This window comes from Duganella sp. LjRoot269 (assembly GCF_964254095.1).
Classification (GTDB): Bacteria; Pseudomonadota; Gammaproteobacteria; order Burkholderiales; family Burkholderiaceae_D; genus Rugamonas; species Rugamonas hordei.
The window spans coordinates 6,226,924-6,249,990 of sequence record NZ_CAXUSL020000001.1 but is presented as its reverse complement, the minus strand read 5'-3'; the positions used below and the strand labels follow the sequence as shown (position 1 = coordinate 6,249,990).

At 63.8% G+C, this 23,067-nt stretch carries 17 protein-coding genes; 10 read left to right on the top strand and 7 right to left on the bottom strand.

Going from position 1 to position 23,067, the window contains the following annotated elements; all coding sequences use genetic code 11:
• Positions 1-2: 2 nt before the first annotated feature.
• On the top strand, positions 3-1,691 hold the full coding sequence (locus ACSQ3S_RS27980; protein WP_436144411.1) for an alpha-amylase family glycosyl hydrolase: 1,689 nt from the start codon (positions 3-5) through the stop codon (positions 1,689-1,691).
• On the opposite strand, the gene ACSQ3S_RS27975 is transcribed toward ACSQ3S_RS27980, so the two are convergent.
• The 3 genes from ACSQ3S_RS27975 to ACSQ3S_RS27965 all read right to left on the bottom strand — a co-directional run bounded on the left by ACSQ3S_RS27975 (position 1,645) and on the right by ACSQ3S_RS27965 (position 6,862).
• On the bottom strand, positions 1,645-3,456 hold the full coding sequence (locus ACSQ3S_RS27975) for a sensor domain-containing phosphodiesterase (RefSeq protein ID WP_436144410.1): 1,812 nt from the start codon (positions 3,454-3,456) through the stop codon (positions 1,645-1,647). The two genes, ACSQ3S_RS27980 and ACSQ3S_RS27975, sit on opposite strands and share 47 nt — an antisense overlap.
• 179 nt (positions 3,457-3,635) lie before the next feature.
• Positions 3,636-5,951 carry a GH92 family glycosyl hydrolase gene (locus ACSQ3S_RS27970; protein ID WP_436144409.1) on the bottom strand — a complete coding sequence of 772 codons (2,316 nt, stop codon included), beginning with the start codon at positions 5,949-5,951 and terminating at the stop codon, positions 3,636-3,638.
• Complete coding sequence (locus ACSQ3S_RS27965; protein ID WP_176652755.1) at positions 5,948-6,862, bottom strand: LysR family transcriptional regulator; 915 nt, start codon at positions 6,860-6,862, stop codon at positions 5,948-5,950. The genes ACSQ3S_RS27970 and ACSQ3S_RS27965 overlap by 4 nt, the downstream gene beginning before the upstream one ends.
• Positions 6,863-7,004: 142 nt before the next feature.
• Between ACSQ3S_RS27965 and ACSQ3S_RS27960 the strand changes: the two genes are divergently transcribed.
• The gene (locus ACSQ3S_RS27960; RefSeq protein WP_436144408.1) at positions 7,005-7,724 is read left to right on the top strand and encodes a type 1 glutamine amidotransferase domain-containing protein; all 720 of its coding nucleotides are present in this window, start codon (positions 7,005-7,007) and stop codon (positions 7,722-7,724) included.
• On the opposite strand, the gene ACSQ3S_RS27955 is transcribed toward ACSQ3S_RS27960, so the two are convergent.
• From ACSQ3S_RS27955 to ACSQ3S_RS27945, 3 genes are all read right to left on the bottom strand, one after another.
• Positions 7,711-8,067: a PKD domain-containing protein gene (locus tag ACSQ3S_RS27955; protein WP_436144407.1), complete on the bottom strand. Its 357-nt coding sequence runs from the start codon at positions 8,065-8,067 to the stop codon at positions 7,711-7,713. The two genes, ACSQ3S_RS27960 and ACSQ3S_RS27955, sit on opposite strands and share 14 nt — an antisense overlap.
• A 48-nt stretch (positions 8,068-8,115) precedes the next feature.
• Positions 8,116-10,875 carry a pullulanase-type alpha-1,6-glucosidase gene (pulA, locus tag ACSQ3S_RS27950; protein ID WP_436144406.1) on the bottom strand — a complete coding sequence of 920 codons (2,760 nt, stop codon included), beginning with the start codon at positions 10,873-10,875 and terminating at the stop codon, positions 8,116-8,118.
• A gap of 110 nt (positions 10,876-10,985) precedes the next feature.
• A complete protein-coding gene (locus ACSQ3S_RS27945) occupies positions 10,986-12,575 on the bottom strand; it encodes a POT-type proton-dependent oligopeptide transporter (protein WP_436145086.1) in 1,590 nt (529 codons plus the stop codon).
• Positions 12,576-12,791: 216 nt separating this feature from the next.
• On the opposite strand from ACSQ3S_RS27945, the gene ACSQ3S_RS27940 reads away from it, so the two are divergent.
• The 5 genes from ACSQ3S_RS27940 to ACSQ3S_RS27920 all read left to right on the top strand — a co-directional run bounded on the left by ACSQ3S_RS27940 (position 12,792) and on the right by ACSQ3S_RS27920 (position 19,852).
• Positions 12,792-14,429 (top strand): alpha-amylase family glycosyl hydrolase, encoded by a 1,638-nt coding sequence (locus ACSQ3S_RS27940; RefSeq protein ID WP_436144405.1) that lies wholly within the window; start codon positions 12,792-12,794, stop codon positions 14,427-14,429.
• A gap of 90 nt (positions 14,430-14,519) precedes the next feature.
• Complete coding sequence (locus ACSQ3S_RS27935; protein WP_176652760.1) at positions 14,520-16,391, top strand: glucokinase; 1,872 nt, start codon at positions 14,520-14,522, stop codon at positions 16,389-16,391.
• A 191-nt stretch (positions 16,392-16,582) separates the two neighbouring features.
• Positions 16,583-17,911 carry an IS4 family transposase gene (locus ACSQ3S_RS27930; protein WP_176656081.1) on the top strand — a complete coding sequence of 443 codons (1,329 nt, stop codon included), beginning with the start codon at positions 16,583-16,585 and terminating at the stop codon, positions 17,909-17,911.
• A gap of 126 nt (positions 17,912-18,037) precedes the next feature.
• Positions 18,038-18,568, top strand: coding sequence for a PadR family transcriptional regulator (locus tag ACSQ3S_RS27925; protein WP_176652761.1), 531 nt, complete (start codon positions 18,038-18,040; stop codon positions 18,566-18,568).
• A 21-nt stretch (positions 18,569-18,589) separates the two neighbouring features.
• Entirely contained in the window at positions 18,590-19,852 is a 1,263-nt protein-coding gene (locus ACSQ3S_RS27920; protein ID WP_436144404.1) for an MFS transporter, read from the top strand.
• A gap of 4 nt (positions 19,853-19,856) precedes the next feature.
• Here the strand turns inward: ACSQ3S_RS27920 and ACSQ3S_RS27915 are convergent, their stop codons facing one another.
• On the bottom strand, positions 19,857-20,432 hold the full coding sequence (locus tag ACSQ3S_RS27915; RefSeq protein ID WP_436144403.1) for a hypothetical protein: 576 nt from the start codon (positions 20,430-20,432) through the stop codon (positions 19,857-19,859).
• A gap of 177 nt (positions 20,433-20,609) precedes the next feature.
• Here ACSQ3S_RS27915 and ACSQ3S_RS27910 point away from each other — a divergent pair, with 177 nt between their 5' ends.
• From ACSQ3S_RS27910 to ACSQ3S_RS27900, 3 genes are read left to right on the top strand one after another with little or no spacing between them, the layout of a single operon-like run.
• Positions 20,610-21,509, top strand: coding sequence for a 2-dehydro-3-deoxygalactonokinase (locus ACSQ3S_RS27910; protein ID WP_436144402.1), 900 nt, complete (start codon positions 20,610-20,612; stop codon positions 21,507-21,509).
• A complete protein-coding gene (locus ACSQ3S_RS27905; RefSeq protein WP_176652764.1) occupies positions 21,506-22,126 on the top strand; it encodes a 2-dehydro-3-deoxy-6-phosphogalactonate aldolase in 621 nt (206 codons plus the stop codon). The genes ACSQ3S_RS27910 and ACSQ3S_RS27905 overlap by 4 nt, the downstream gene beginning before the upstream one ends.
• Before the next feature lie 29 nt (positions 22,127-22,155).
• Positions 22,156-23,049: an SMP-30/gluconolactonase/LRE family protein gene (locus tag ACSQ3S_RS27900; protein ID WP_436144401.1), complete on the top strand. Its 894-nt coding sequence runs from the start codon at positions 22,156-22,158 to the stop codon at positions 23,047-23,049.
• Positions 23,050-23,067 lie beyond the last annotated feature (18 nt).

Below are 23,067 nucleotides of genomic sequence, written 5' to 3'. Positions count from 1 at the left end.
GCATGAAATTGACTCCCCTCGCAATGACTCTGGCACTGGCGCTCGGCGCCGCGTATTCCCCGGCGATGGCGGCCAAGCCGTCCGCCACCGCGCCGGCGGCCAAGCCATTCCTGTGGGAGAACGCCACTGTCTATTTCCTGCTGACCGACCGCTTCAACAACGCCTTTACCGGCAACGACCTGGCCTACGGCCGCAAGGCGGACGCGGGTCCGCTGCGCGGCTTCATGGGCGGCGACCTGGCCGGCATCACCAGCAAGATCAACGAAGGCTATTTCGACAGCCTTGGCGTGACGGCGATCTGGCTTACGCCGCCGGTGGAGCAGATCCATGAAGGCACCGATGAAGGCACCGGCAAGTCCTACGGCTTCCACGGCTACTGGGCCAAGGATTTCACCACCGTCGACGCCAACCTGGGCACGGAAAACGACTTCCGCAATTTCGTCGAAGCCGCGCACGCGCACGGCATCCGCGTGTTGCTGGACGTGGTGATGAACCAGACCGGACCGGTAACGGAGACCGACTACGTATGGCCGGACGACTGGGTCCGCACCGGACCGCAGTGCACCTACAAGGACGCGAAGACCTCCATCGAGTGCACGCTGGTGAAGAACCTGCCGGACTTCCGCACCGACAGCGACACGCCGGTGGAGCTGCCGGAAAACCTGGCGGCGAAGTGGCAGCGCGAAGGCCGCTTCGAGCGCGAAGTGAAAGAGCTGAACGAGTTCTTCGCCCGCACCGGCTATCCGCGCGCACCGCGCTACTATCTGATGAAATGGCATACGGACTGGATACGCAAATACGGCGTCGACGGCTTCCGCGCAGACACCGTCAAGCACGTCGAGGCCAAGGTCTGGAAGGAGCTGCGCACCGTGGCCGACGCGGCCTTCGACGACTGGAAGCGCGCCAATCCGGACAAGAAACTCGGCGACGACAAGTTCTACATGACGGCGGAAGTCTTCAACTACAACATCGCACAAGGCCAGATGTTCGACCTGGGCGGCGGGCAGGCCTTCAATTACTACCAGAACGGCTTCAACAGCCTGATTAATTTCGGACTGGTGTACGACGCGGAGAATGACTACGAATCGCTGTTCAGCGCTTATTCGAGGCAGTTGCATGGCGGCGCGCTGGACGGCTACTCGGTGCTGAACTACCTGGACTCGCACGACTTCGACAAGCCGTTCGACGCGTCGCGCAAAAAGCCTTTTGAAAGCGCCAACAAGCTGCTGCTGGCGCCGGGCGCCGCGCAGATCTACTACGGCGACGAAACCGCGCGCAAGCTGGACGTGGCCGAGGCGGTGGGCGACGCCAAGCTGCGTTCCTTCATGAACTGGGATGAGCTGGAGCGCAACGTCGAACGCGACGGCTACAAGATCGCCGAGGTGCGCGCGCACTGGGCCAGGATCGGCTTGTTCCGCAAGGCCCACGTGGCGGTCGGCGCCGGCGTGCACCAGCAGCTGCAGGCCAAGCCTTATGTTTTCAAGCGCACCTACGACCAGGGCGCGCTGCACGACAAGGTGGTGGTCGCGCTGGACCTGCCGACCGACAAGCCGGCGAAGATCGACCTGCACGGCGTGTTCGCCAACGGACAAAAGGTGAAGGACTACTACTCCGGCAAGACTGCGGTGGTCAAAGGCGGCGGCGTCACATTTGGAACGCGTAATGCGACGGTGCTGATCGGCCAGGAGTAATGGCGGGAGCGGAAGAGGCGCACCAGCCGGTTAACTCTTCCGCCTCCATCGGCCGGGCGAACAAGTAGCCCTGCGCTTCGTCGCAACCTGCCAGCGTCAGGAAGGTGCGCACCTCGTCGAACTCCACGCCTTCGGCAACCACGCGCAGGCCGAGATCCTGCGACAAGGTGATCATGGTGGCCACCAGCGCCTGCTTGCGCGTGTCGTCCTCCAGGCCGATGATGAACGACTGGTCGATCTTGACCACGTCGGCCGGCATGCGCTGCAGATACGACAGGCTGCTGTAGCCGGTGCCGAAGTCGTCGATCGCCAGCCGCACGCCGGTGGCGGCGATGGCCTCCAGCATCGCGTGGGCCTTGACCGGCTGCGCCATGATGGCGCTTTCGGTGATCTCCAGCTCCATGCAGGCGGCCTCCAGGCCATGCTGCCGCAAGCCCGCTTCCAGCGCGGCGGCGAAATCCGGTTCCAGCAGATTGGCCGCCGACACGTTCACCGACAGCTGCAATATCAAGCCCTGGTCGCGCCACAGCCGCTGCTGGCGCATCGCCGACGCCAGCACCCAGGCGGTGGTGGCCTGCGCCATGCCGGAGCGCTCGATCACCGGTATGAATTCCGCCGGCCCCACCGCGCCGAGCGTCGGATGCTGCCAACGCAGCAACGCTTCGGCGCCGGTGCACATGCCGGTGATCAGGTCGATGCGCGGCTGGAACACCAGCCGCAGCTGGCCGGGGCTTTCCAGCGCCGCGCCGAAATCGTTGAGCAGGGCAAAGCGCCGGCGGTAGCGCGCATCCTCCGCTTCCGAATACACCGCGATATGGGTGGGCGTGTCGATCGCATCCTGCGCCGCGCTCTGCGCCTGGCGCAGCACGCTGAGGCAATCGGAGGCGCCCACTTCGAACGGCGCCACGCCGACCATGGGCGTGGCCACGTAGCGCGATTTGGCGATGCACTGTGCCTGGGCGATTTTCTGCTCCAGCAGCGGCACATAGGTGGCGACCGTCGCGCCGGGCGGCGCGATCAGCGCGAACTGGGTGCTCGACACCTGGTACACGATGCGGCCCGCACCCGCCATCGCGCGCAGCCAACACGCGGCGTCGGTCACCAGTTCGTCGAGATAGGAGGGACTCATCGCGCGCGCCGCATGGCCCAGCTGGTCGGGCGTCGACAGGTTGATCAGCACCGCCAGCCGCTGTTCGCCGGCCGGGCGGTCGTACTGCAGGTCCTGGAAGTCTTCCATGAACTGGTTGCGGTTCGGCAGGCCGCTGAGCGGATCGATGCGGCCCAGCGCGTGCTGCAATTCGATCTGCGACATGATCATGCTGGCCAGATCGCACAAGGCGCTGATCTCGTCGGGCGTGGTCTGGCGCGGCTGCATGCCCAGCACGCACATCGCGCCCAGGCAGTGGCCGTCGGCGGTGGTCAGCGGCGCGCCGGCGTAGTAGCGGACGCCGCTGGCGGCCAGCGGGCTGTCGCGAAAATATTCGTCTTCCAGCAGGTCGGGGACCACCAGCAGGTCGCCGCTGTCGGCCACGCTGCCGCAGGGGGCGCGCATGCGCGGGATGGCGGTGTGCTCGACGCCCACGCGCGACTTGAACCACTGGCGGTTGGCGTCGGTCAGCGACACGGCGGCGATCGGCAGGTCGAACAGCCGGGCCGCCATGCGCGTGATGCGGTCGAAGGCTTCGCTGGGCGGCGTGTCCAGCAGGTTCAATTTATTGAGCGCGTCCATGCGGCGTGCTTCGGCGAGTGTGCAAGAAATAGTCATGATCTGGTCTTTGCGTGGTAACGCGGTTCTCTGACAAGGGCTATTCAATGCGGGACTGGGCACTGGAGGACTGCAGCGGGAGCGGGGTGGGGCTCCCGGGGCGCAACTTATGATTTAAATTGCCGAAAGGAAAGACATAGCATAGCACGGTCTCCGGTTCATTGCTCGATCACAATTGACTAGTGTTGCGGATCGGCCGACAGGGAGTATGGCGCGTCGGCGGCAGAGGTGGAGCGGCGGATATTGGGCTTTTCGGCCATGTCAAAATCCAGGATTGCGCCTTGCATCAAGCTAGTATGGTCCAGCCAATTCCTCGAATAAGGCTTGCCGTTGACCTTGAGCGCGTTCACATAGCGCTTGCTGTCGCTGTTGGCCGGCGCGTTGATGACCACCGTCTTGCCGTTCTCGAGCTTCAGCGTGACCTTCTTGAACAGCGGGGCGCCGACCACGTATTGCGGCACCGCCGGCGTGACCGGATAAAAGCCCAGCGCCGAGAACACATACCAGGCCGAGGTCTGGCCGTTGTCCTCGTCGCCGCAGTAGCCGTCCGGCGTGGCCTTGTACAGGCGGTTCATCGCCTCCCGCACCCAGTACTGGGTCTTCCACGGGGCGCCGGCGTAATCGTACAGGTAGATCATGTGCTGGATGGGCTGGTTGCCGTGCGCGTACTGCCCCATGTTCGCGATCTGCATTTCGCGGATCTCGTGGATCACTTCACCGTAATAGCTTTCATCGAAAGTCGGCGGCAGCGTGAAGACCTGATCGAGCTTGGCGACGAACTTGTCGCGGCCGCCCATCAGGTCCACCAGCCCGTTCACGTCCTGGAATACGGACCAGGTGTAGTGCCAGCTGTTCCCCTCGGTGAAAGCGTCGCCCCATTTGTATGGATTGAACGGCGACTGGAAGCTGCCGTCCCGGTTCTTGCCGCGCATGAGGCCAGTCTCCGGATCGAACAGCTTCTTGTAGTTCATCGCGCGCTGCCTGTAGATGCCGATCTCCGATTGCGGCTTGCCGAGCGCCTTGCCCAACTGGTAGATGGCGAAATCGTCGTACGCGTATTCGAGCGTGCGCGCGGCGTTCTCGTTGATCTTGACGTCGTAGGGCACGTAGCCCAACTCGTTGTAGTACTTGACGCCTGCGCGGCCGACGGCAGTCATCGGGCCTTCGTTGTCGGCGCCGTGCTTCAGCGCTTGCCACAGCGTGTCGATGTCGTAGCCGCGCAGGCCCTTGACGTAGGCCTCGGCCACCACCGACGCCGAGTTATTGCCGATCATGACATTGGCCAGGCCTGGACTGGACCACTCGGGCAGCCAGCCGCCTTCCTTGTAGTCGTTGACCAGGCCCGCCTGCATCTCGCGATTGATCGATGGGTACATCAGGTTCAGGAACGGATACAGCGCGCGGAAGGTGTCCCAGAAGCCGGTGCCGGCAAACATATAGCCGGGCAGGATCTGGCCGTTGTAGGGACTCCAGTGGACGATCTGGTTGTTGGCGTCGATCTCGTACAGCTTGTTCGGAAAGAACAGCATGCGATACAGGCTGGAATAGAAGGTGCGCGTCTGGTCGACGCTGCCGCCTTCGACGCTGATACGGCTCAGCGTCTTGTTCCAGACTTCCTTGCCCTTTTGCGCGGTGGTGTCGAAGCTGTCGGTGGCCAGTTCGCGCTTCAGGTTCAGTTCCGCCTGTTCCGCGCTGATGAAGGAGGAGGCCACGCGCATGCCGACCTTCTCGCCTTTTTCGGTCTTGAAGCCGAGCACCGCGCCGCTATGGTCGCTGGCCAGCTCCATCATGTCGCCAGCCAGCTTGTCGCCGCTCCAGATGCGGGTGGAGGCGAATGGTTTGTCGAAGGTGATGACAAACCAGTTCTTGAAGTTCTTCGGCAGCGGGCCGCGCGCGTAGCGCGTGCTGTAGCCGATCACCTTGCGCTCGGCCGGGATCACCTTGATGTACGAGCCTTTGTCGTAGGCGTCCACCACCACCCAGGCTTCGTCGGTCTTGGGGAAGGTAAAGCGGAACTGCGCGGCGCGTTCGGTCGGCGCGATTTCGGTGGTCACATCGGCGTCCGCCAGGTAGACGCTGTAGTAGTAGGGCTTGGCCACTTCGGCCTTGTGCGAGAACCAGCTGGCGCGGTCGTCCTGCGTGAATCTGAGCTTGCCGGTGACAGGCATGATGGCGAACTGGCCGTAGTCGTTCATCCACGGCGACGGCTGGTGCGTCTGCTTGAAGCCGCGGATCTTGTCGGCGTCGTAGGTGTAGGCCCAGCCGTTTCCCATCTTGCCGGTCTGCGGCGTCCAGAAGTTCATCCCCCACGGCAGCGCGATGGTCGGGTAGGTGTTGCCGTTCGAGAGTTCCGGCTTGCTGGCGGTGCCCATCAGGGGATTGATCCACTCGACGGGATCGGTGATGGGCGCGGCCGCAGCGGTCAGCGCAAATAAGAGGGCGGGCAGAGCGAGCGTATGCAGTTTCATATCCTGGGCGGTGATGACTGGCGTCATTCCAGTGTAGCAGAGCTATCCTCGCATTCGGCCAGGATGGCGCACAATGCGTCGAAGATCAGCCTGACGCGCGCCGGCACCGGCGTTCTTTGCGGGCGATACACATAGATCGATGCAGGAGCAGGCCTCGACTTGTCCAGGACCGAGACCAGCCGCCCGGCGAGCAAATGGCGTAAGGCGAGATGGCCCGGAAGTTGGCCGAAGCCTATGCCATCCAGTACGGCCTCGCATTCCGCTTCCGGATCATCGGTGACAAATACCGGGTCCGACGGCACCTGTTCGCGCCCGCCCTTGAACATCCATGGCCAGGGCATGCCGGTATTTCTGTCTATGAGCACGGTCAGAGGACCGCGCAATAGTTTTTCCTCGTTGCCGGGCCGGCCCAATCGATCGATCAGCGCTGGAGCGCCGACGAAATACAGCGATGCTGGCGAAACCCGGCGTACCACGAAGCGGCTGTCGCGTATATGGCCAATACGAACGCCGACGTCAATTTGCCTTTCAACCACATCAGCGGAAACTTCAGAAAGCCGCAAGTCAATTCGAAGACCAGGATGGACGGCGAGTATCGGCGCCAACTGACGGCTGATAAACCGGCGGCCCAGCACACTGGGCGCCGCTATCCTGACCGTGCCCGCGATGTCCTGCGTGACGTTGAGCCTTTGATCCGAAAATATCTCGTCAATGCCCGCAACCGCGCCAGCCGCCTTGAGCGCCAGTTTTTCACCGAAGCCGGTGAGGCGCACGCCTCTTGTATTTCGATGAAACAGCAGCTCACCAAATTCCGCTTCCAGTTCCTTGACCACGCGCGTGACCACCTGAGGGGAAACGCCGAGCCGCGTCGCCGCGTCGCGAAAATTGACGGCGTCGGCAGCGATGCCAAAGATGCGCAGTGTTTCGAGCTTGTTCATTCGCAGTCCGGGTGGAATAGGGAATTCCATATTCTACGGTATTCCGGTTTGAGGAATTCTGAAATCGTACTGTCTTCATTTACGCAACACTGGGTTGTGAGCATACTGAATTCCTCTTGCAACCCATGTTAGAAAGATCAATATGTCTTCAGTACTTTTTATTCTTACCGGCGCAACTTCGTGGACCCAAAAAGACGGCAGTCAGCGCGCCAGCGGCTTTTGGGGCGAAGAGTTCGTCGTGCCGCATCAAATATTTTCCAACGCCGGTGTGAGCATCACGATAGCCACGCCGGAAGGCTCGCCTGCCGTTGTTGATGGCTTGAGTCTCAGCCCTGAAGCGAACAATGGCGACACCGCCAAGGTAGCCGCCATTTCGGCGTATCTGAATTTGCATGGCAGCGCGCTCCGTGCTCCTGCCCGGGTTGCGGATCTCGATGTGGGGGATTTCGACGCAGTCTTTGTTCCGGGTGGCCACGGCCCGATGCAAGACCTGGCGGTCCATGGCGGCGTGGGCAAAATTCTCGCCGAGGCGCTGAACCATCCTGCCAAAGTCGTCGCGGCGGTCTGTCACGGTCAAGCGAGCTTCCTGGCGGCCGGGGACGCCGCAAGCTGGACTTTCAAAGGTCGCAAGCTCACGGCGTTCTCAAATGCCGAAGAAACGCAAGTGGGGCTGGCGGATAATGCGCCGTGGTTGCTGGAAGACCGTTTGCGTGCGGCGGGAGCCGCATATGAGGCGGGAACGTCCTGGGCGCCAAATGTCGTCATCGACGGCGACCTGGTCACGGGACAAAATCCGGCCTCGGCGGAGGCGACAGCCAAGGCCGTGATCGAGTTGCTTTCGCAGCGCGCTACTGCGCGGTGATGGTAACGGTGGACGGCACGCTGTCAAGCGTACCGTCGTTGACGATCAGCGTGGCGGCATAGGCGCCGGGCAGGTCGGCAAAGAAGGTAGGCGTGGCGACGTGATAGTTCAGCAGCGTCGCGGTGCTGCCCGCCGGTTTGGTCAGCGTCCACGAATAACCGAGGATGTCCTTGTCCGCATCGGTGCCGCTGCCGGCCAGCTTGACCGAGCTGCCCGCCGGGACGGTTTGTGCCGGGCCGGCGATGGCCACCGGCGCGTGGTTGGCCGGTGTGGTGTAGTCGCCTCCGCCGCCGCAGGCGCCCAAGGCGAGGAGGAGTAGCGCGGCGGGGAGGCGGTTCATCATGATCTCTTTCCGGATCCATAGGGAGCCGAAAAGATAGCATGGTCTTTCCTACTTTTCCACGAAGACCACGGCGCTGCGTGGCGGAATTGCAAACGTGCCGGAGGCCTTGTCGTATTTGGCTTCCAAGGCCACGCGTTTGTCCGCTGCGGCCATGCTGGTGTGGACGGGATGCAGCTGGTAGCGGCGGTTTTTCTCTTCCGCCACGGTGACGCGTTGCGCGACTTTGTCGACGTTGATCAGGTAGGTGATGGACTTGAAATTGGCTCCGGCATAGCCGGCGCCGTCGAGGTGCGCGACGATCACTGTCGGCACCTGGCCGCTGCCGGTGTTGTGGAAGCGCAGGCGCTGCTTGATGTCGGCGGCGGTGCGCAAGCGGAACAACGTGCTGCTGGAGCGGATCGCCAGCAGGTCGCGGAAGGCGTCGCGCGCGTAGGCGATGTCTTTCGGCGACGGCTTGATGGCGGCGTTGCGCAGCAGCGGTTTGATGAGGGCGTAGTCCTTGCCGTTGTCTTCCTCGCGCGGCACGCCGATGCCGTAGTAGTTGTCCTGGTAGCTCCAGTCCAGGCGGTTGAACCAGTCGCCCGACTCGAAGCTGTTGCGGTCCAGCGATTTGGAACGCAGGATGTCGAAGCCGGCATGGAAGTAAGCCACACCCTGGCTGAAGGCGTTGATGGCGGCGCCCAGCATCTGCACCTGCGCGCGCTCGGCGCTGGTGGTGGCCAGCGGCAGCTTGAAGACATTGATGTCGAACAGCGTCTGGTTGTCGTGGTTCTCGACGTAGTTGACAACTTCGCCCGGTTCGCTGGCGTAGCCGGCCGGCTGGTTGCCGCCGTAGACGATGTCCTGCAGCGCGACGGTGCGGTCATCGGCGGTGGTCAGCGGGTAGCTGCGGATCGAGCCGGCCAGGCCCACCTTGACCAGGTCGGCCGCGTGCAGCAGGTCGACGGTGGGACGGGCGCCGGCTTGCGCATTGGCGTCGTACACCAGGCCATTGATGTAGCCCTGCTGGGTAATCATCTGCACGCCGCTGTCGCCCGCGCCGCCGCCGCGCACCGCATCGCGCCCGCGGTCGCTGAAGGTGCCGATGCCGCTGCCGTTCAGCGACAACTGCGAGGCCTGAACGAAGCGCGCGCCGTCGGCCACTTCGCCGAAGTTCCAGCCTTCGCCGATCAGGTTGACGTGGCGGCCGGTGGCGCGGTCGGCGCGGGCCTGCAGTTGCTCCATCGCGGCGCGCGGCTGGTGGCCCATCAGGTCGAAGCGGAACGAGTCGATCTTGTATTGAACGGCCCACTGTTCGACCGAGTCGATCATCAGCTTGGCCATCATCAGGTTTTCGGTGGCGGTGTTGTCGCAGCAGGTCGAGCGTTCGACCTCGCCCTTGGCGTTCAGGCGGTGGTAGTAGCCGGGCACCACGCGGTCCAGCACGGATTTCTCGTGTTGGCCGGCGATGAAGGTATGGTTGTAGACCACGTCCATGCCGACGCGCAGGCCGGTCTTGTGCAGCGCCTGCACCATCTGGCGGAATTCGACGATGCGTTTGGCGCCGTCGGAGGGATCGGTGGCGTAGCTGCCTTCGGGGGCGTTGTAGTGGTACGGATCGTAGCCCCAGTTGTAGCAGTCGGCGGACTGGGTTTTTGCGACCAGCGCCTGCTGCTCCTCGCCGTCCGGTTTCAGGCCGGGCAGGGTGGCAACGTCCGGCACGGCGCAGCCTTGCTCCGGCACGCTGCCGATGTCGAACACCGGCAGCAGGTGGATGTCGGTCATGCCGGCTTTGCTGAGCGCTGCCAGGTGCTTCATGCCGTTGGAGCCGGCCTCGGTGAAGGCCGTGTACTTGCCGCGGTGCGCGGCGCTGACGGTGCTGTCGTTGATCGAGAAGTCGCGCACGTGCAGTTCGTAGACTGTCATGTCGGGTTGGGCGGCGACTTTTTTCGGGGCTGGCGTCTTGTCCCAACCGGCGGGCTTCAAGCTGGTGGCGTTCAGGTTGGCGATGTAGCTGCGCCTGGAATCGGTGGTCAGGCTGATCGAGTAGGGATCGGTGACGAGGTTGCGCACTAGGCCTGCTGACGGCGCGACGACGTCCACGAGGTATTGGTAGTAGTGGCCGGACTGGTTGCCAGGCAGCCGCGCGGACCAGATGCCGGTGGCGTCGTCGCGTTGCATGGCGGTGATGGCGCTGGCCTTGCCGGAGCCGCTGGCGTAGGTGCACAGCGCTACGCGCTGCGCGGTTGGCGCCCAAAGTTTGAAGCCGGTCGCCGCGCCGACCGTCACGCCGAGATCGCGCGCATTGGCGGCGCCGGCATACAGGTCGTCCAGCGCGCCGGCGATTTGCAGCGTGGTGGCATCGCGCACGGTGCCGTCGTCGGCCTCGTGTACCAGCATCACCTGCCGCGTCAGCACGCCGCCGAGGCGCGCTCCGTCGGCAGGCGCCAGGGCCAGCACCGCGCCATTGCCGACAAATTTGAACCGCTGCGCGGCATCCGCCGGCAGGCCGCCATCGAAGTGCGCCAACGCCAGCGAGCCGTCCGCACCGGACACGCGTGCGCCGGGCGTCGCATGCAGCGATGCGGAAGACGAGTAATAGAGTTTGAAAGCGCCACCGGCGGCATCGGCGCCCGGCCACTTGATCAACTGGCGATTGAGCCAGTAGGCGCGCGCGTCGGCGGCGGAGGCCTGCCGCAGGACGGTGGCAAACGGCCCGTCGCAGGCATCCAGCGTCGGCCCGGCGGGCGGATTGGCGGCCGCAGCGGCCAGACAGCTCAGCGCGAGCGCGCCGCCAATAGAAATTCCAGCAATCCGATTCCCCGCCATGTGCCGCCTCCAAAACTATAGATTTAGGTAGTGTGGCTACAAAAAACCAGCAAATACCCTTGAATTTGCCGGTTATGGTAATCCAAAATCTGTAGTTTTGATACTTTGACCTACGACTTATCCTCCGCGGTGGCTGGGTAACACAAGCTTGCGGCGCCTTCGCTGCGGTAGTTGTCCACCATCTTGTAGCGCAATGCGTACAGCGCGAAGATGGCCGCGACCAGCAGCGCGAAGGCGGCGAAGAAGAACATCTGGAAGCCGATCAGACTCACGCCGCTGCCGGCGATGTAGGCGCTGACGGCCTCGTTCTTCACGCCGGCGTTCACGATCAGCACCCACAGGTTGCCGATGGTGACAGCCAGGTACCAGAAGCTCAGGATGATGCCCTTCATCGACGCCGGCGCCTGGCTGTACGCGAACTCCAGGCCCGTGGCCGAAACCAGCACCTCGCCCAAAGTCAGCAGCGCATACGGCAGCAGCTGCCACAGGATGGACACCTTGTCGCCGCCATCCATCTTCAGCTGGATCATGCCGATCACCACCCAGGCCAGCGCCGACAGCGCGATGCCCATGCCCATGCGGCGCAGCGGCGTCGGCGTGATGCCGATGAGGCGCATGATCGGGAACAGCGCCAGGTTGTTGAACGGGATCAGCAGCATCACCAGGATAGGATTGACCGCCTGCATCTGCGCCGGCAGCAGCTTGAATTCCCAGCCGAAGATCGACAGCAGCGGGCTGTCCATCGAATTGGCCTGGACGATCCAGGTCGAGGCCTTCTGGTCGAACAGCGACCAGAACGGCGTGATCATCGCGAACACGATCAGGATGCGCAGCACCGCGCGCACGCCTTCGACCGCTTCATCGGTATGCAGTCCACGCGCGCGGTCCAGCTGCATCGACACGCCGATGCCGCCAAACGCCAGCAGCAGCACCAGCGCCGTGCAGGCGGCGATGACGAAGCCCCATTGCGGCGTCATGACCAGCGCCGCGACCGCGCCCAGCGCGCCGACGCCGGCGATCAGCAGGCCCGGGTTCGACCGGCCCGGCACCTTGGTCATCAGGGCGGTGCGCGCCACGCTGCTGAAGGAGTCCGGATTCGGCGCGGCCGGCGGCACGTGCACATATTTGCGTTTGCCGAGCCAGAACACCAGCGTGGCGATCGCCATCAGCACGCCGGGAATGCCGAAGGCCACGGCCGGGCCGTAGTCGCGCAGGAACACCGGCATCAGCAGCGAAGCGAAGAAGGAGCCGAAGTTGATGATCCAGTAGAAGGCGTCGAACACCACCTTGGCGCGGTTCTTGTTGGTCTGGTCGAACTGGTCGCCGACGAAGGCCACCACCAGCGGCTTGATGCCGCCGGAGCCGAAGGCGATCAGGAACAGGCCGAAATAGAAGCCCTTGAGGTTGTCCTCGAAGATGGCCAGGCAGGCGTGGCCGGCCACGTAGATCAGGCTGAACCAGAACACCGTGTTGTACTTGCCGAACCAGCGGTCGGCCAGCCAGCCGCCCAGCAGCGGGAAGAAATAGACGCCGATGACGAAGGTGTGGAACACGTGCTTGGCCTCGCTGGCGCGGTCTGCCAGCGGCACGAACAGCAGCAGGGTGCTGAGCAGGAAGGGCGTCAGGATGTTGCGCATGCCGTAGAAGCTGAAACGTTCGCAGCCTTCGTTGGCGATGATGTATGGAATTTGCCGGGGCATCGGCCCGTTGCCGGTGTTGCTCACTATTTTCTCTCCCAATTTTGTGTAGTTTGACTACTATTTTTACCTGACGATTTTTTATAAAAATACGTAAGATATTGATTTTTATGGATTAATCGTGTTAATCCGCAAGAGCCTCATGGATTGAAAATTCCATATTCGTGATGTATATTGTCTACAAACCTATATCCAGTTTTGCCAACCCCGGATTTTCTTATGACTAAACAACTTACACAAGTCTCCCCGCACGCCCAGGACTGGTACCGCGAGGCGATCATCTACCAGGTTTACCCGCGCAGCTTCAACGATACCAACGGTGACGGCATCGGCGATATACCTGGTATTACGGCAAAGCTGGACTATATCGCATCGCTGGGCGTGGACATCGTCTGGATCTCGCCTTATTTCAAGTCGCCGATGAAGGACTTCGGCTACGACATTTCCGACTACTGCGACGTCGATCCGATGTTCGGCACCTTGGCCGATTTCGACGCGATGATCGCCAGGGCGCACAGCCTGGGGCTGAAGATCATGATCGACCAGGTGATGGCGCACACGGCCGAAGAGCATCCGTGGTTCAAGGAGAGCCGTTCCAGCCGCGACAATCCCAAGGCCGACTGGTATGTGTGGTCCGATCCCGCGCCGGACGGCAATCCGCCGAACAACTGGATGTCGGTGTTCGGCGGCTCGTCGTGGCAGTGGGATACCCGCCGTCGTCAATACTATTTACACAATTTCCTGGTCAGCCAGCCGCAGGTCAATTTCCACAATCCGCAAGTGCAGCAGGCGCACCTGGACGCGCTGCGCTTCTGGCTGGAGCGCGGCGTCGACGGCATCCGCCTGGACGCCTCCAACTTCCACTTCCACGATCTGGAGCTGCGCAGCAATCCGCCGGCCACCAACCGCGACACGGCCACCGTATCGGACGTGAACCCATACGGCATGCAGGCGCACATCTACGACAAGAGCCGTCCGGAGAACCTGCCGTTCCTGCAGAAGCTGCGCGCGCTGCTGAACGAATACAAGGCGGTCGCCATCGGCGAAGTGGGCGCCGACGATTCGCTGGCCGTGATGGCCGAGTACACGGCCGACGGCGACAAGCTGCACATGGCCTACAGCTTCAACCTGCTGGTGCCGACTTGCTCCTCGCACTACATCCGCAAGCAGGTCGAGAATTTCGAGGCGCGCGTCAAGGGCGGCTGGGCTTCCTGGTCGGTCGGCAACCACGACGTGCAGCGCGTGGCGACCCGCTGGGGCGGCCCCGCGGCGCCGGTGGCCTTCGCCAAGATGATCCTGGCGATGCAGCTGTCGCTGAAAGGCACGCCGTGCCTGTACCAGGGCGACGAGCTGGCGTTTGCCGAAGCGGACGTGCCGTTCGAGCTGCTGCAGGACCCGTACGGCATCACCTTCTGGCCGGAGTTCAAGGGCCGCGACGGCTGCCGCACGCCGATGGCGTGGAGCGCCGAAGCGAACGGCGGCTTCACCAGCGGCAAGCCGTGGCTGCCGGTGTCGCCGGACCACATCGCCAAGGCGGCCTCGGTGCAGGAAGGCGATGCCGGATCGTCGCTGGAATTTACCCGCAAGTTCATCGCCTGGCGCCGCAAGCTGCCGCAGCTGACGCGCGGCGCGATCCAGTTTTTCGACACGCCGGAACCAGTGCTGGCGCTGCGCCGCGATGCGGAGGGCGAGCGCGGCATCATCGCCGTGTTCAACCTGGGCGCCGAGCCGGCCAGCTTCTCACTGCCGCAGGCGGTGGGCGCCGAGCAGATGGAAGGCTACGGCCTGCCGGGCACGGTGACCGACGGCCAGGTGCGGCTGCCGGCCTTCGGCGCGTGGTTTGGCTACGCCAGATAAAGGAAGGGAGCGCCACGTTTTCGCATCGTTTCCTTCTTAACATTACGTATTTCGGGTATGCTTCCGCCAACTGTTTTGACTGAATCGACGATGAAACAAGCTGAAGTGGATCAAAAACTGAATCGCACCGCCTTTGCCGACGGCCCGCGCCTGCTGGCCGACATCGGCGCCACCCACGCCCGCTTCGCGCTGCAGACCGCGCCCGGCGAGTTCCGTGCGGTGCGCGTGCTCAAGTGCGACGACTACACCGACATCGTGGCGATGCTGCGCTCCTATCTGTCGGATCATTCCGATATCACGCTGAACCACGCGGCGCTGGCGGTGGCCAACCCGGTCAGCGGCGACCACGTGCGCATGACCAACCGCGACTGGGAGTTTTCCACCGACGAAGTGCGCCGCGCCTTGGGCCTGCACACGCTGCTGGTGGTGAACGACTTTACCGCGCTGGCGATGTCGCTGCCGGGCCTGAAGCCGGCCGACCTGATGCAGGTGGGCGGCGGCAAGCCGGCGTCCAATTCCGTCATCGGCGTGCTGGGGCCGGGCACCGGCCTCGGCGTGTCGGGCGTGATCCCGACCGTCGACGGTTTCGTCACGCTCGGTTCGGAAGGCGGCCACACCAACTTCGCGCCGGCCGACGAGCGCGAATATTCGATCCTGCAGTACGCCTGGCAGACCTGGTCGCACGTGTCGACCGAGCGGCTGATTTCCGGCCCCGGCATGGAGATCATCTACCGCGCCATCGCCAAGCGCAACGGCCGCCAGGTGCGCGACCTGACGTCGCAGGAAATCATGGCCGGCGCGCTGACCGACAAGGATCCGCTGTGCCTGGAAGTGCTGGAATGCTTCTGCGCGATGCTGGGCGGCGCCACCGCCAACCTGGCCGTCACCTTGGGCGCGTTCGGCGGCATGTTCATCGGCGGCGGCATCGTGCCGCGCATGGGCGAGTGGTTCGCCTCGTCGCCGTTCCGCACCCGTTTTGAGGCCAAGGGGCGCTTCACCAGCTACCTGTCCGAGATTCCGACCTACGTCATCACCACGCCGAACCCGGCGTTCTACGGCGTGGCGACCATCCTGTCCGAGCACTTGCGCGGACGCAGCGGCGCCAACACGCTGATGGAACGCGTCCAGCATCTGCAGCACGAGCTGACGCCGGCCGAGCAGCGCGTGGCGCAGCTGGTGCTGGAGCAGCCGCGCCTGGTGCTGAACGAGCCGATCGCCGACATCGCGCGCCTGGCCGAGGTGAGCCAGCCGACCGTGATCCGCTTCTGCCGTTCGCTGGGCTTCCTGGGCCTGGCCGATTTCAAGCTGAAGTTCGCCAGCAGCCTGACCGGCGCGATTCCCGTGCGCCACAGCCAGGTGCGCGTCAGCGACAGCACGCACGACCTGAGCGCCAAGGTGATCGACAATACCGTTTCCGCGATCCTGAAGTTCCGCGACCAGCTGGACGTGCGTTCGCTGGACAAGGCGATCGCGCTGGTGGCCAAGGCCAAGCGGGTCGAGTTCTACGCGATGGGCAATTCGCGCGTGGTGGCGCTGGACGGCCAGCACAAGTTCTTCCGCTTCCGCATTCCGACCTCGGCCTATGGCGACTCGCACCTGCTGACGTTGGCGGCGGAGCTGCTGAATCCGGGCGACGTGGTGATCGCGATTTCCAATTCGGGCAAGCTGCCGGATCTGCTGGCGGCGGTCGACGCGGCGCGCGCGGCGGGGGCGGACGTCATCGCCATCACGTCGAGCAATTCGCCGCTGGCCAAGAAGGCGACGGTCTGCCTGGCGGTCGACCACAGCGAGGACAGCACGACCTTCCTGTCGATGATTTCGCGCATCTTGCAGCTGCTGCTGATCGACATCCTGTCGGTCGGCATTTCGCTGGACACGCAGAACTCGCGCCTGGTGGTCGAACACAAATCCAGCGGCGACGCCGACAACCGCCGCCTGCTGATTTCCCACCTGGACAGTTAAAGCCGTCCGGACCGGGCAAGAAACAATCCGGGGTCAGATCCGACATTTGGACACGAACCCTGCCGTAGCGGCTGCTACGGCAGGGTTCGTGTCCAAATGTCGGATCTGACCCTAATGCCGTTAAGTTAAGGAACTAGGCCGGCCCCAGTTAGTTGTTGTAAACATGCGCGAAGGCTGTTAACCTTCGCGCCATGCTTTCCGACGTTCTCCCTTTGACCACGTGTGACTTGCCAGCTCCGGACTGGGGCCGGCTTGGGGAGCAGTTGCCCGTCGAATGGATCATGGGAGCATTGAGCTACACCGGCAAGGCGAGTATTCGGCAGCGGCGTCTGCCGGCGGAGCAGGTAGTCTGGTTGGTCATCGCGCTAGCGATCTACCGACATCACTCAGTGCGACAAGTGCTGGGTGAATTGGAACTGGCGCTACCGGATCTGAAGGACACTTGCGTCACTGATAGCGCTGTAACGCAAGCACGTCAGCGGCTGGGCGAAGAACCGTTGGCGTGGCTATTCTCAACGTCCGCGCGCCATTGGCAGATGCAAGACGCCCATCGTTCCGACTTCCACGGCCTCCAACTGCTCGCCATGGATGGGACGACCCTGAAATTAGCCGATAGCGCGGAAAACCGGGCACATTTCGATTCGCCACACTTCGCCAAGGGAGCTTTGGCCAGTTACCCCCATGCCCGCATGGTGACATTGGCTGCGCTGCGCACCCAGTTGGTCTTGGCCGCCGATTTTGGCCCCTATAGCAAAGGCGAGATGAGCTTTGCCTTGCCGTTGCTAGACGATATACCCGACCATTCGCTGACGGTCTTCGATAAAGGTTTTCTAGCCGCCGAGCTGTTGCATAAACTTCGTATGCAAGGCCAGGAGCGGCACTTCCTCGTGCCGGCCAAGGCTAATACGCAATGGCGTCTTGTGAGCGGCGACAGTGAGGATGGCATCGTCGAAATGCGCGTTTCCCCACAAGTACGCAAGCGCGTCCCCTCCATGCCCGAGCAGTGGCAAGCGCGTGCCATTGCAACGAAAGATCCGACGGGCAAACTGTGCTATTTGCTGACCTCATTGACGGATCGCCGGCGCTTCTCCGCCAAAACCGTCCGCGACTGTTATAGCGAGCGCTGGCAGATCGAAACGAGCTACCGCGAGATCAAGCAAACCATGATGGGGATGGCCCTATGCCTGCGCAGCCAAAGTGTCGCAGCAACCAGGCAGGAAATCTGGGGCATTCTTATCGCCTATAACCTCGTGCGACTAGAAATGGCGCGCACGGCCGACCAGGCAAAATGCGCTCCCAATGACGTTAGCTTTGTCTTCGCCCTCGGCATATTTCAGCTCGAGATGCTACATGCGGCCTCCGAACGGGCCTTGGGCAATCTACCAGGAACGATCAAACGGATGCGCGAGAGGATGATCCTCGAACTCAATGTCTATCGACCCGACCGGAAATTCGATCGGGTCACCAAAGCAAAACCGCAACGCTATCCTGAACGGAGGCTCAGGAAATCCTTAACTTAACGGCATTAGGATCTGACCCCGGATTTTCTTTGCCTGTTACAAATTCCTGCTTGAACTCGTCCGCAAACAAGTTAAGATATGTCTTAATAAGTTATATCTTAAATTGTCATATCGAAGGAGAGACTCATGTTTGGATTTTTACATCATAAGCACCGTCCGCACGGCCCGCACGGCGACCATCACCACCATCGCGGCGGCGGCCGTGGCCGTGGTCCGAAAATGTTCGATGCCGGCGCCATGCGCTATATCGTGCTGCAGCTGATTTCCGAGAAGCCGCGCCACGGCTACGAGATCATCAAGGAGCTGGAGCAGCGCTCCGGCGGCGGCTACACCCCCAGCCCCGGCGCGATCTATCCGCTGCTGTCGATGCTGCTGGATATGGGCCATGTGGTCGCCACCGCCGACGGCAACAAGAAGCTGCACACCATCACGCCGGAAGGCGAGGCTTTCCTGGCCGAAAACCGCCAGTTTGTCGACGCCATCGTGGCGCGCATGAGCGATCCGGCCGAATCGCGCGACGACCTGCGCAACATCATGCATGAGCTGAAGCATGCGGTGATCGCCCAGGGCCTGGAAAACCACCCGAGCGCGGCCAAGCTGGAGCATATCCGTGCCATCCTGCGCCGCACCACCGCCGAGATCCTGGCGCTGGATTGACACCGGAAGGGAAACAACAATATGCAATCAACAGTCCCTCCCGCTGTACCGCTGCCCGAGGCGCGCGAGCGCCTCGTACTGTGGCTGCTGGCGCTGACGCAGTTCACCGTCATCATGGACTTCATGGTCATGATGCCGCTGGCGCCGCAGCTGATGCGCGCCTTCGCCATCGAGCCGGCGGCCGTGTCCGGCGCCGTGTCGGCCTATGCCTGGTGCGCCGGCATCTCCGGCCTGCTGGCGTCGATGTACATCGACCGCTTCGACCGCAAGCGCCTGCTGCTGGCCATGTTCGCGCTGTTCACGCTGTCGAACCTGGCGTGCGCCGTCGCGCCCAACTTCCATGTGCTGGTGCTGTCGCGCGCCTTTGCCGGCCTGACCGGCGGCGTGCTGGCGTCCATCATCATGGCCATCATCGGCGACCTGATCCCGGCCCACCGCCGCGGCGCGGCCACCGGCATCGTCATGACCTCGTTCAGCCTGGCGGCCGTGGCCGGCGTGCCGACCGGCGTCATGCTGGCCGCGCACTACGGCTGGGCCTCGCCGTTCTACCTGCTGGTGCTGTTCTCGCTGCTGATCTGGTTCGGCGCCTGGCGCGTGCTGCCGTCGCTGGATGGCCACCTGGGCAGGCGCGTGCCGCTGGCCCAGGTGCTGCCCGACCTGATCGGCTTGTACAAGGTGCGCGGCCACCTGAAGGCTTTCCTGCTGTCCGGCGTGAACATGATGACGGGCATGATGGTGATTCCCTTCATCTCGCCTGTGCTGGTCAGTAACATCGGCGTGCAGCCGGCCGAGATCACCTTTGTCTACCTGGCCGGCGGCGTGGCGACCTTGTTCACGGCGCGCATGCTGGGCCGCTGGTCGGACCGGGTCGGCGCGCACAAGGTCTACCGCTACGTGGCCCTGTTCTCGATCCTGCCGCTGATGTTCATGACCCACATGCCGCGGATACCGCTGTACGCGGTGATCCTGTTCTTCCCGTTCTTCATGACGGCGCTGTCGGGCCGCAACATTCCGATGCAGGCGCTGATGACGACGGTGCCGGATCCGGCCAAACGCGGCGCCTTCCTCAGCGCCAATTCGGCGATCCAGCAGATCGGCAGCGGCGTCGGCGCGCTGGTGGGCGGCTTGTGGCTGCATACCGATGCGGCCGGACATATCTCCGGCTACAGCCTGAACGGCTGGATCGCCGCGGGATTGACCTTGTTCTCGGTACTCTGGATAGGGCAGGTGGGAGGCGCAACGACGGCTGCCGCTGCGCCGGCCGGGGAGCGCCAGGCGGCCTAGTTGACTAGTTATCGATGCTGGTGCGCTTGGCGGGGTGTTTTTCGCGGCGCCAGCGCGCCAGGCTGATGACTTCGTCGGTGCTGGCGTCTTCCACCAGGATCTCTTCGTCGCTCGACGATACCAGGAAGCTTTCCCAGCGCTGGGCGGCTTCCGCGCTGTTTTCCACAAAGCTGAACTGCCAGTAATTCTTGCCGTTCAGCTTGCGCGGGGCCGGGTCGTACTCGATCAGCGCCCCGTGCGATTTTCCGCCCGAATTCTTCTCGACGATGGCCGACCAGGCTTGCAGTTCCGGCAAGGCCATCAGCGCGCTGGCGGCCTGCTCCTTGCTGCGCAGATGCTGCGGTTCCGCCGGCACCACCGGCGCCACATTGGCGGCGGCGGGAGCGCGCGGCGCCACGACGGCCTTGACGCTGGCCGAGGCGGATGCGCTGGCGCTGGCCGGCACCTTGGCCGACGCCGGCATCACCTGCGACTCGGCCGGCGTGACGCTGGCGAAATACGCGGCCGCGCCCAGCAGCAGGGCGCCGGCAACGGCGCCTGCCAGGTACAGATTTCGGGGGGACGGGGTGCGAGATTCCATAGGGGGAGTTGCCTGGACTATTTTCTTGACGGCCATACTAAACCAAAGGCATCTATCGGGCAACTTTTCCCGGTGACTGGCTATATCATTTTTGTATTACTCCGGCGTGATAATTCATTGGAGTGGGGGCGGGCTTTTTCGTACCATCATGACAGACAATCAAAGGATTCCGTCATAGTGGACAAAAACATACTGGCAATAGACTGGGGCACCAGCAACCGGCGCGCCTATCTGATCGATCAAACCGGCGCCTGCGTGGCCGAACACGAGGATGGCCAGGGCATGCTGGCGGTCGGTGGACAGCAGCATTTCAGCGCATCGCTGGCCGGGCTGCTCGCTGCCATGGGCATCTCCGCCGATGTGCCGGTGATTATGTCCGGCATGGTCGGCAGCGCCTCCGGCTGGCAGGAAGTCGGCTATCTCGACGCCTCGGTGCCGCTGCGGCAGTTGCCCGCGCACCTGGCGCCGGTCGCCGATCCCGACTGGGCCGGCCGCTGCCGCATCGTGCCCGGCTATTGCTATCGCAGCGGTTCGGACGTCGACGTCATGCGCGGCGAGGAAACGCAGCTGCTGGGCGCGGTCGCGCTGGGCCATCGCGACGGCTGGCTGGTGCTGCCCGGCACCCACAGCAAATGGGTGCTGCTGCGCGACGGCGTGATCCAGTCGCTGTCCACTTACATGACCGGCGAGCTGTTCGCCATGCTGTCGGCCGGCGGCACCTTGTCGTCCATGATGGGCGGCGACGCGGCCGATGCCGAAGGCTTTGCCATCGGCTTGAACCAGGCCGGCAGGAACGAACCGCTGTCGAACACGCTGTTCCGTGTGCGCGCCGGCGTGGTGTCGCGCTCCGCGCCGGCGCAGCAGGCGCCGGCCGTGGTCAGCGGCCTGCTGATCGGCGCCGAATTCGCCGCCGCGCGCGCGCAGGCCACCGCCGGCGGCATCACCGTCATCGGCTCGCCGGCGCTGGCGGCCCGCTACGCCGTCGCCGTCGCGCATTTCGGCTTGCAGTGCGAGGTGCTCGATCCGCACCGGGTCTATTGCACCGCGATCTCCCAATTCCTCAAAGGTCCACAATGAACCAACCCCACCCCGCCACGCCATTGGTCGCTATCCTGCGCGGCCTGGCGCCCGCCGAAGCTGCCGATGTCGGCAAGGTGCTGCACCAGGCCGGCTTCCGCGCGCTGGAAGTGCCGCTGAACCGTCCCGGCGCGATCGAGTGCATCGCCACGCTGGTCAAGCTGAACCTGGCCGATACGCTGGTCGGCGGCGGCACCATGCTGACCGTCGCCCACGTCGACGCGGTGCACGAGGCGGGCGGCCGCCTGCTGGTGTCGCCGAACTGCAATCCGGCGGTGATACGCCGCGCCGCCGATCTGGGCATGTATTGCGCGCCGGGCGTCGCCACGCCAACCGAGGCATTTGCCGCGCTGGACGCCGGCGCCGACGCGCTCAAGCTGTTCCCCGCCGATATGGTCGGCCACGCAGGCCTGAAAGCCTTCAACAGCGTGGTGCCGGCCGGTACGCCGATGTGGCCGGTCGGCGGCATCACGCCCGACAACATGGAAGGCTGGGTGCGCGCCGGCGCCACCGGTTTCGGCATCGGCGGCCAGCTGTACACGCCGGGCACGACGCTCGACGAACTGGCGCAGCGCGCGGCGGCCTATGTCGCCAAGTGGCGTGCCTTGAAAGTATGATGCGGGATTCCAGACTCGGAGCAGAACTGATGAGCGAACAAGATGTGCAACCCGATGTGCAATGCCTGTGGGAAGCCAACGCGCAGCTGGGCGAAGGCCCGTTGTGGGTGGCGGAACAAAACCGCTTGTACTTTGTCGACCTGAAGAACCAGGCCCTGCATGCGCTGGACGTGGCAAGCGGCGCGCGCCGCAGCTGGGCCATGCCGGACTACATCTGCTGGCTGATCGCCCGCCGCGACGGCGACGGCTTCATGGCCGGCCTGCGCGACGGCATCGCCCGCGTGTGGCTGGAACCGGAGCTGCGCATCGAATACCTGCACCGCCCATTCCCGGCCGGCAGCGGCCTGCGCATGAACGACGCCAAGGCCGACAGCGCCGGCCGCATCTGGGCCGGCTCCATGCACAACACCGATTACGCGCAGGCGATCGGCATGCTGTTCCGCCTCGATGCCGACCTGTCGCTGACGGTGGCGGACGAGGGCTATCACATCTGCAACGGCCCGGCTTTCAGCAACGACGGCGCCACCATGTACCACACCGACAGCTACGAGGACCGCACCTACGCCTATCCGCTGGCGGCGGACGGCACGCTGGGCGCGCCGCGCCTGTGGCGCCAGTTCGGCGAAGGCGAAGGTTCGCCGGACGGCATGACGGTCGACAGCGAAGGCTGCGTGTGGATCGCGCAGTGGGGCGGTGGCCGCGTTTGCCGCTATTCGGCCGAGGGCGAGCTGCTGGCGACCATCCGCGTGCCGGTGCGCAATCCCGCCTCGTGCACCTTCGGCGGCGCCGACCTGAAGACCTTGTTCATCACCACTGCGCGTGAAGACAACACGCCGGAGCAGTTGCAGGAGTTTCCGCTGACCGGCGCGCTGTTCGCCGTGCAGGTCGAGGTGGCCGGCGTTCCCGCCGCGCGCTTCGGCTAGCGACGCGGTTTAACGCTT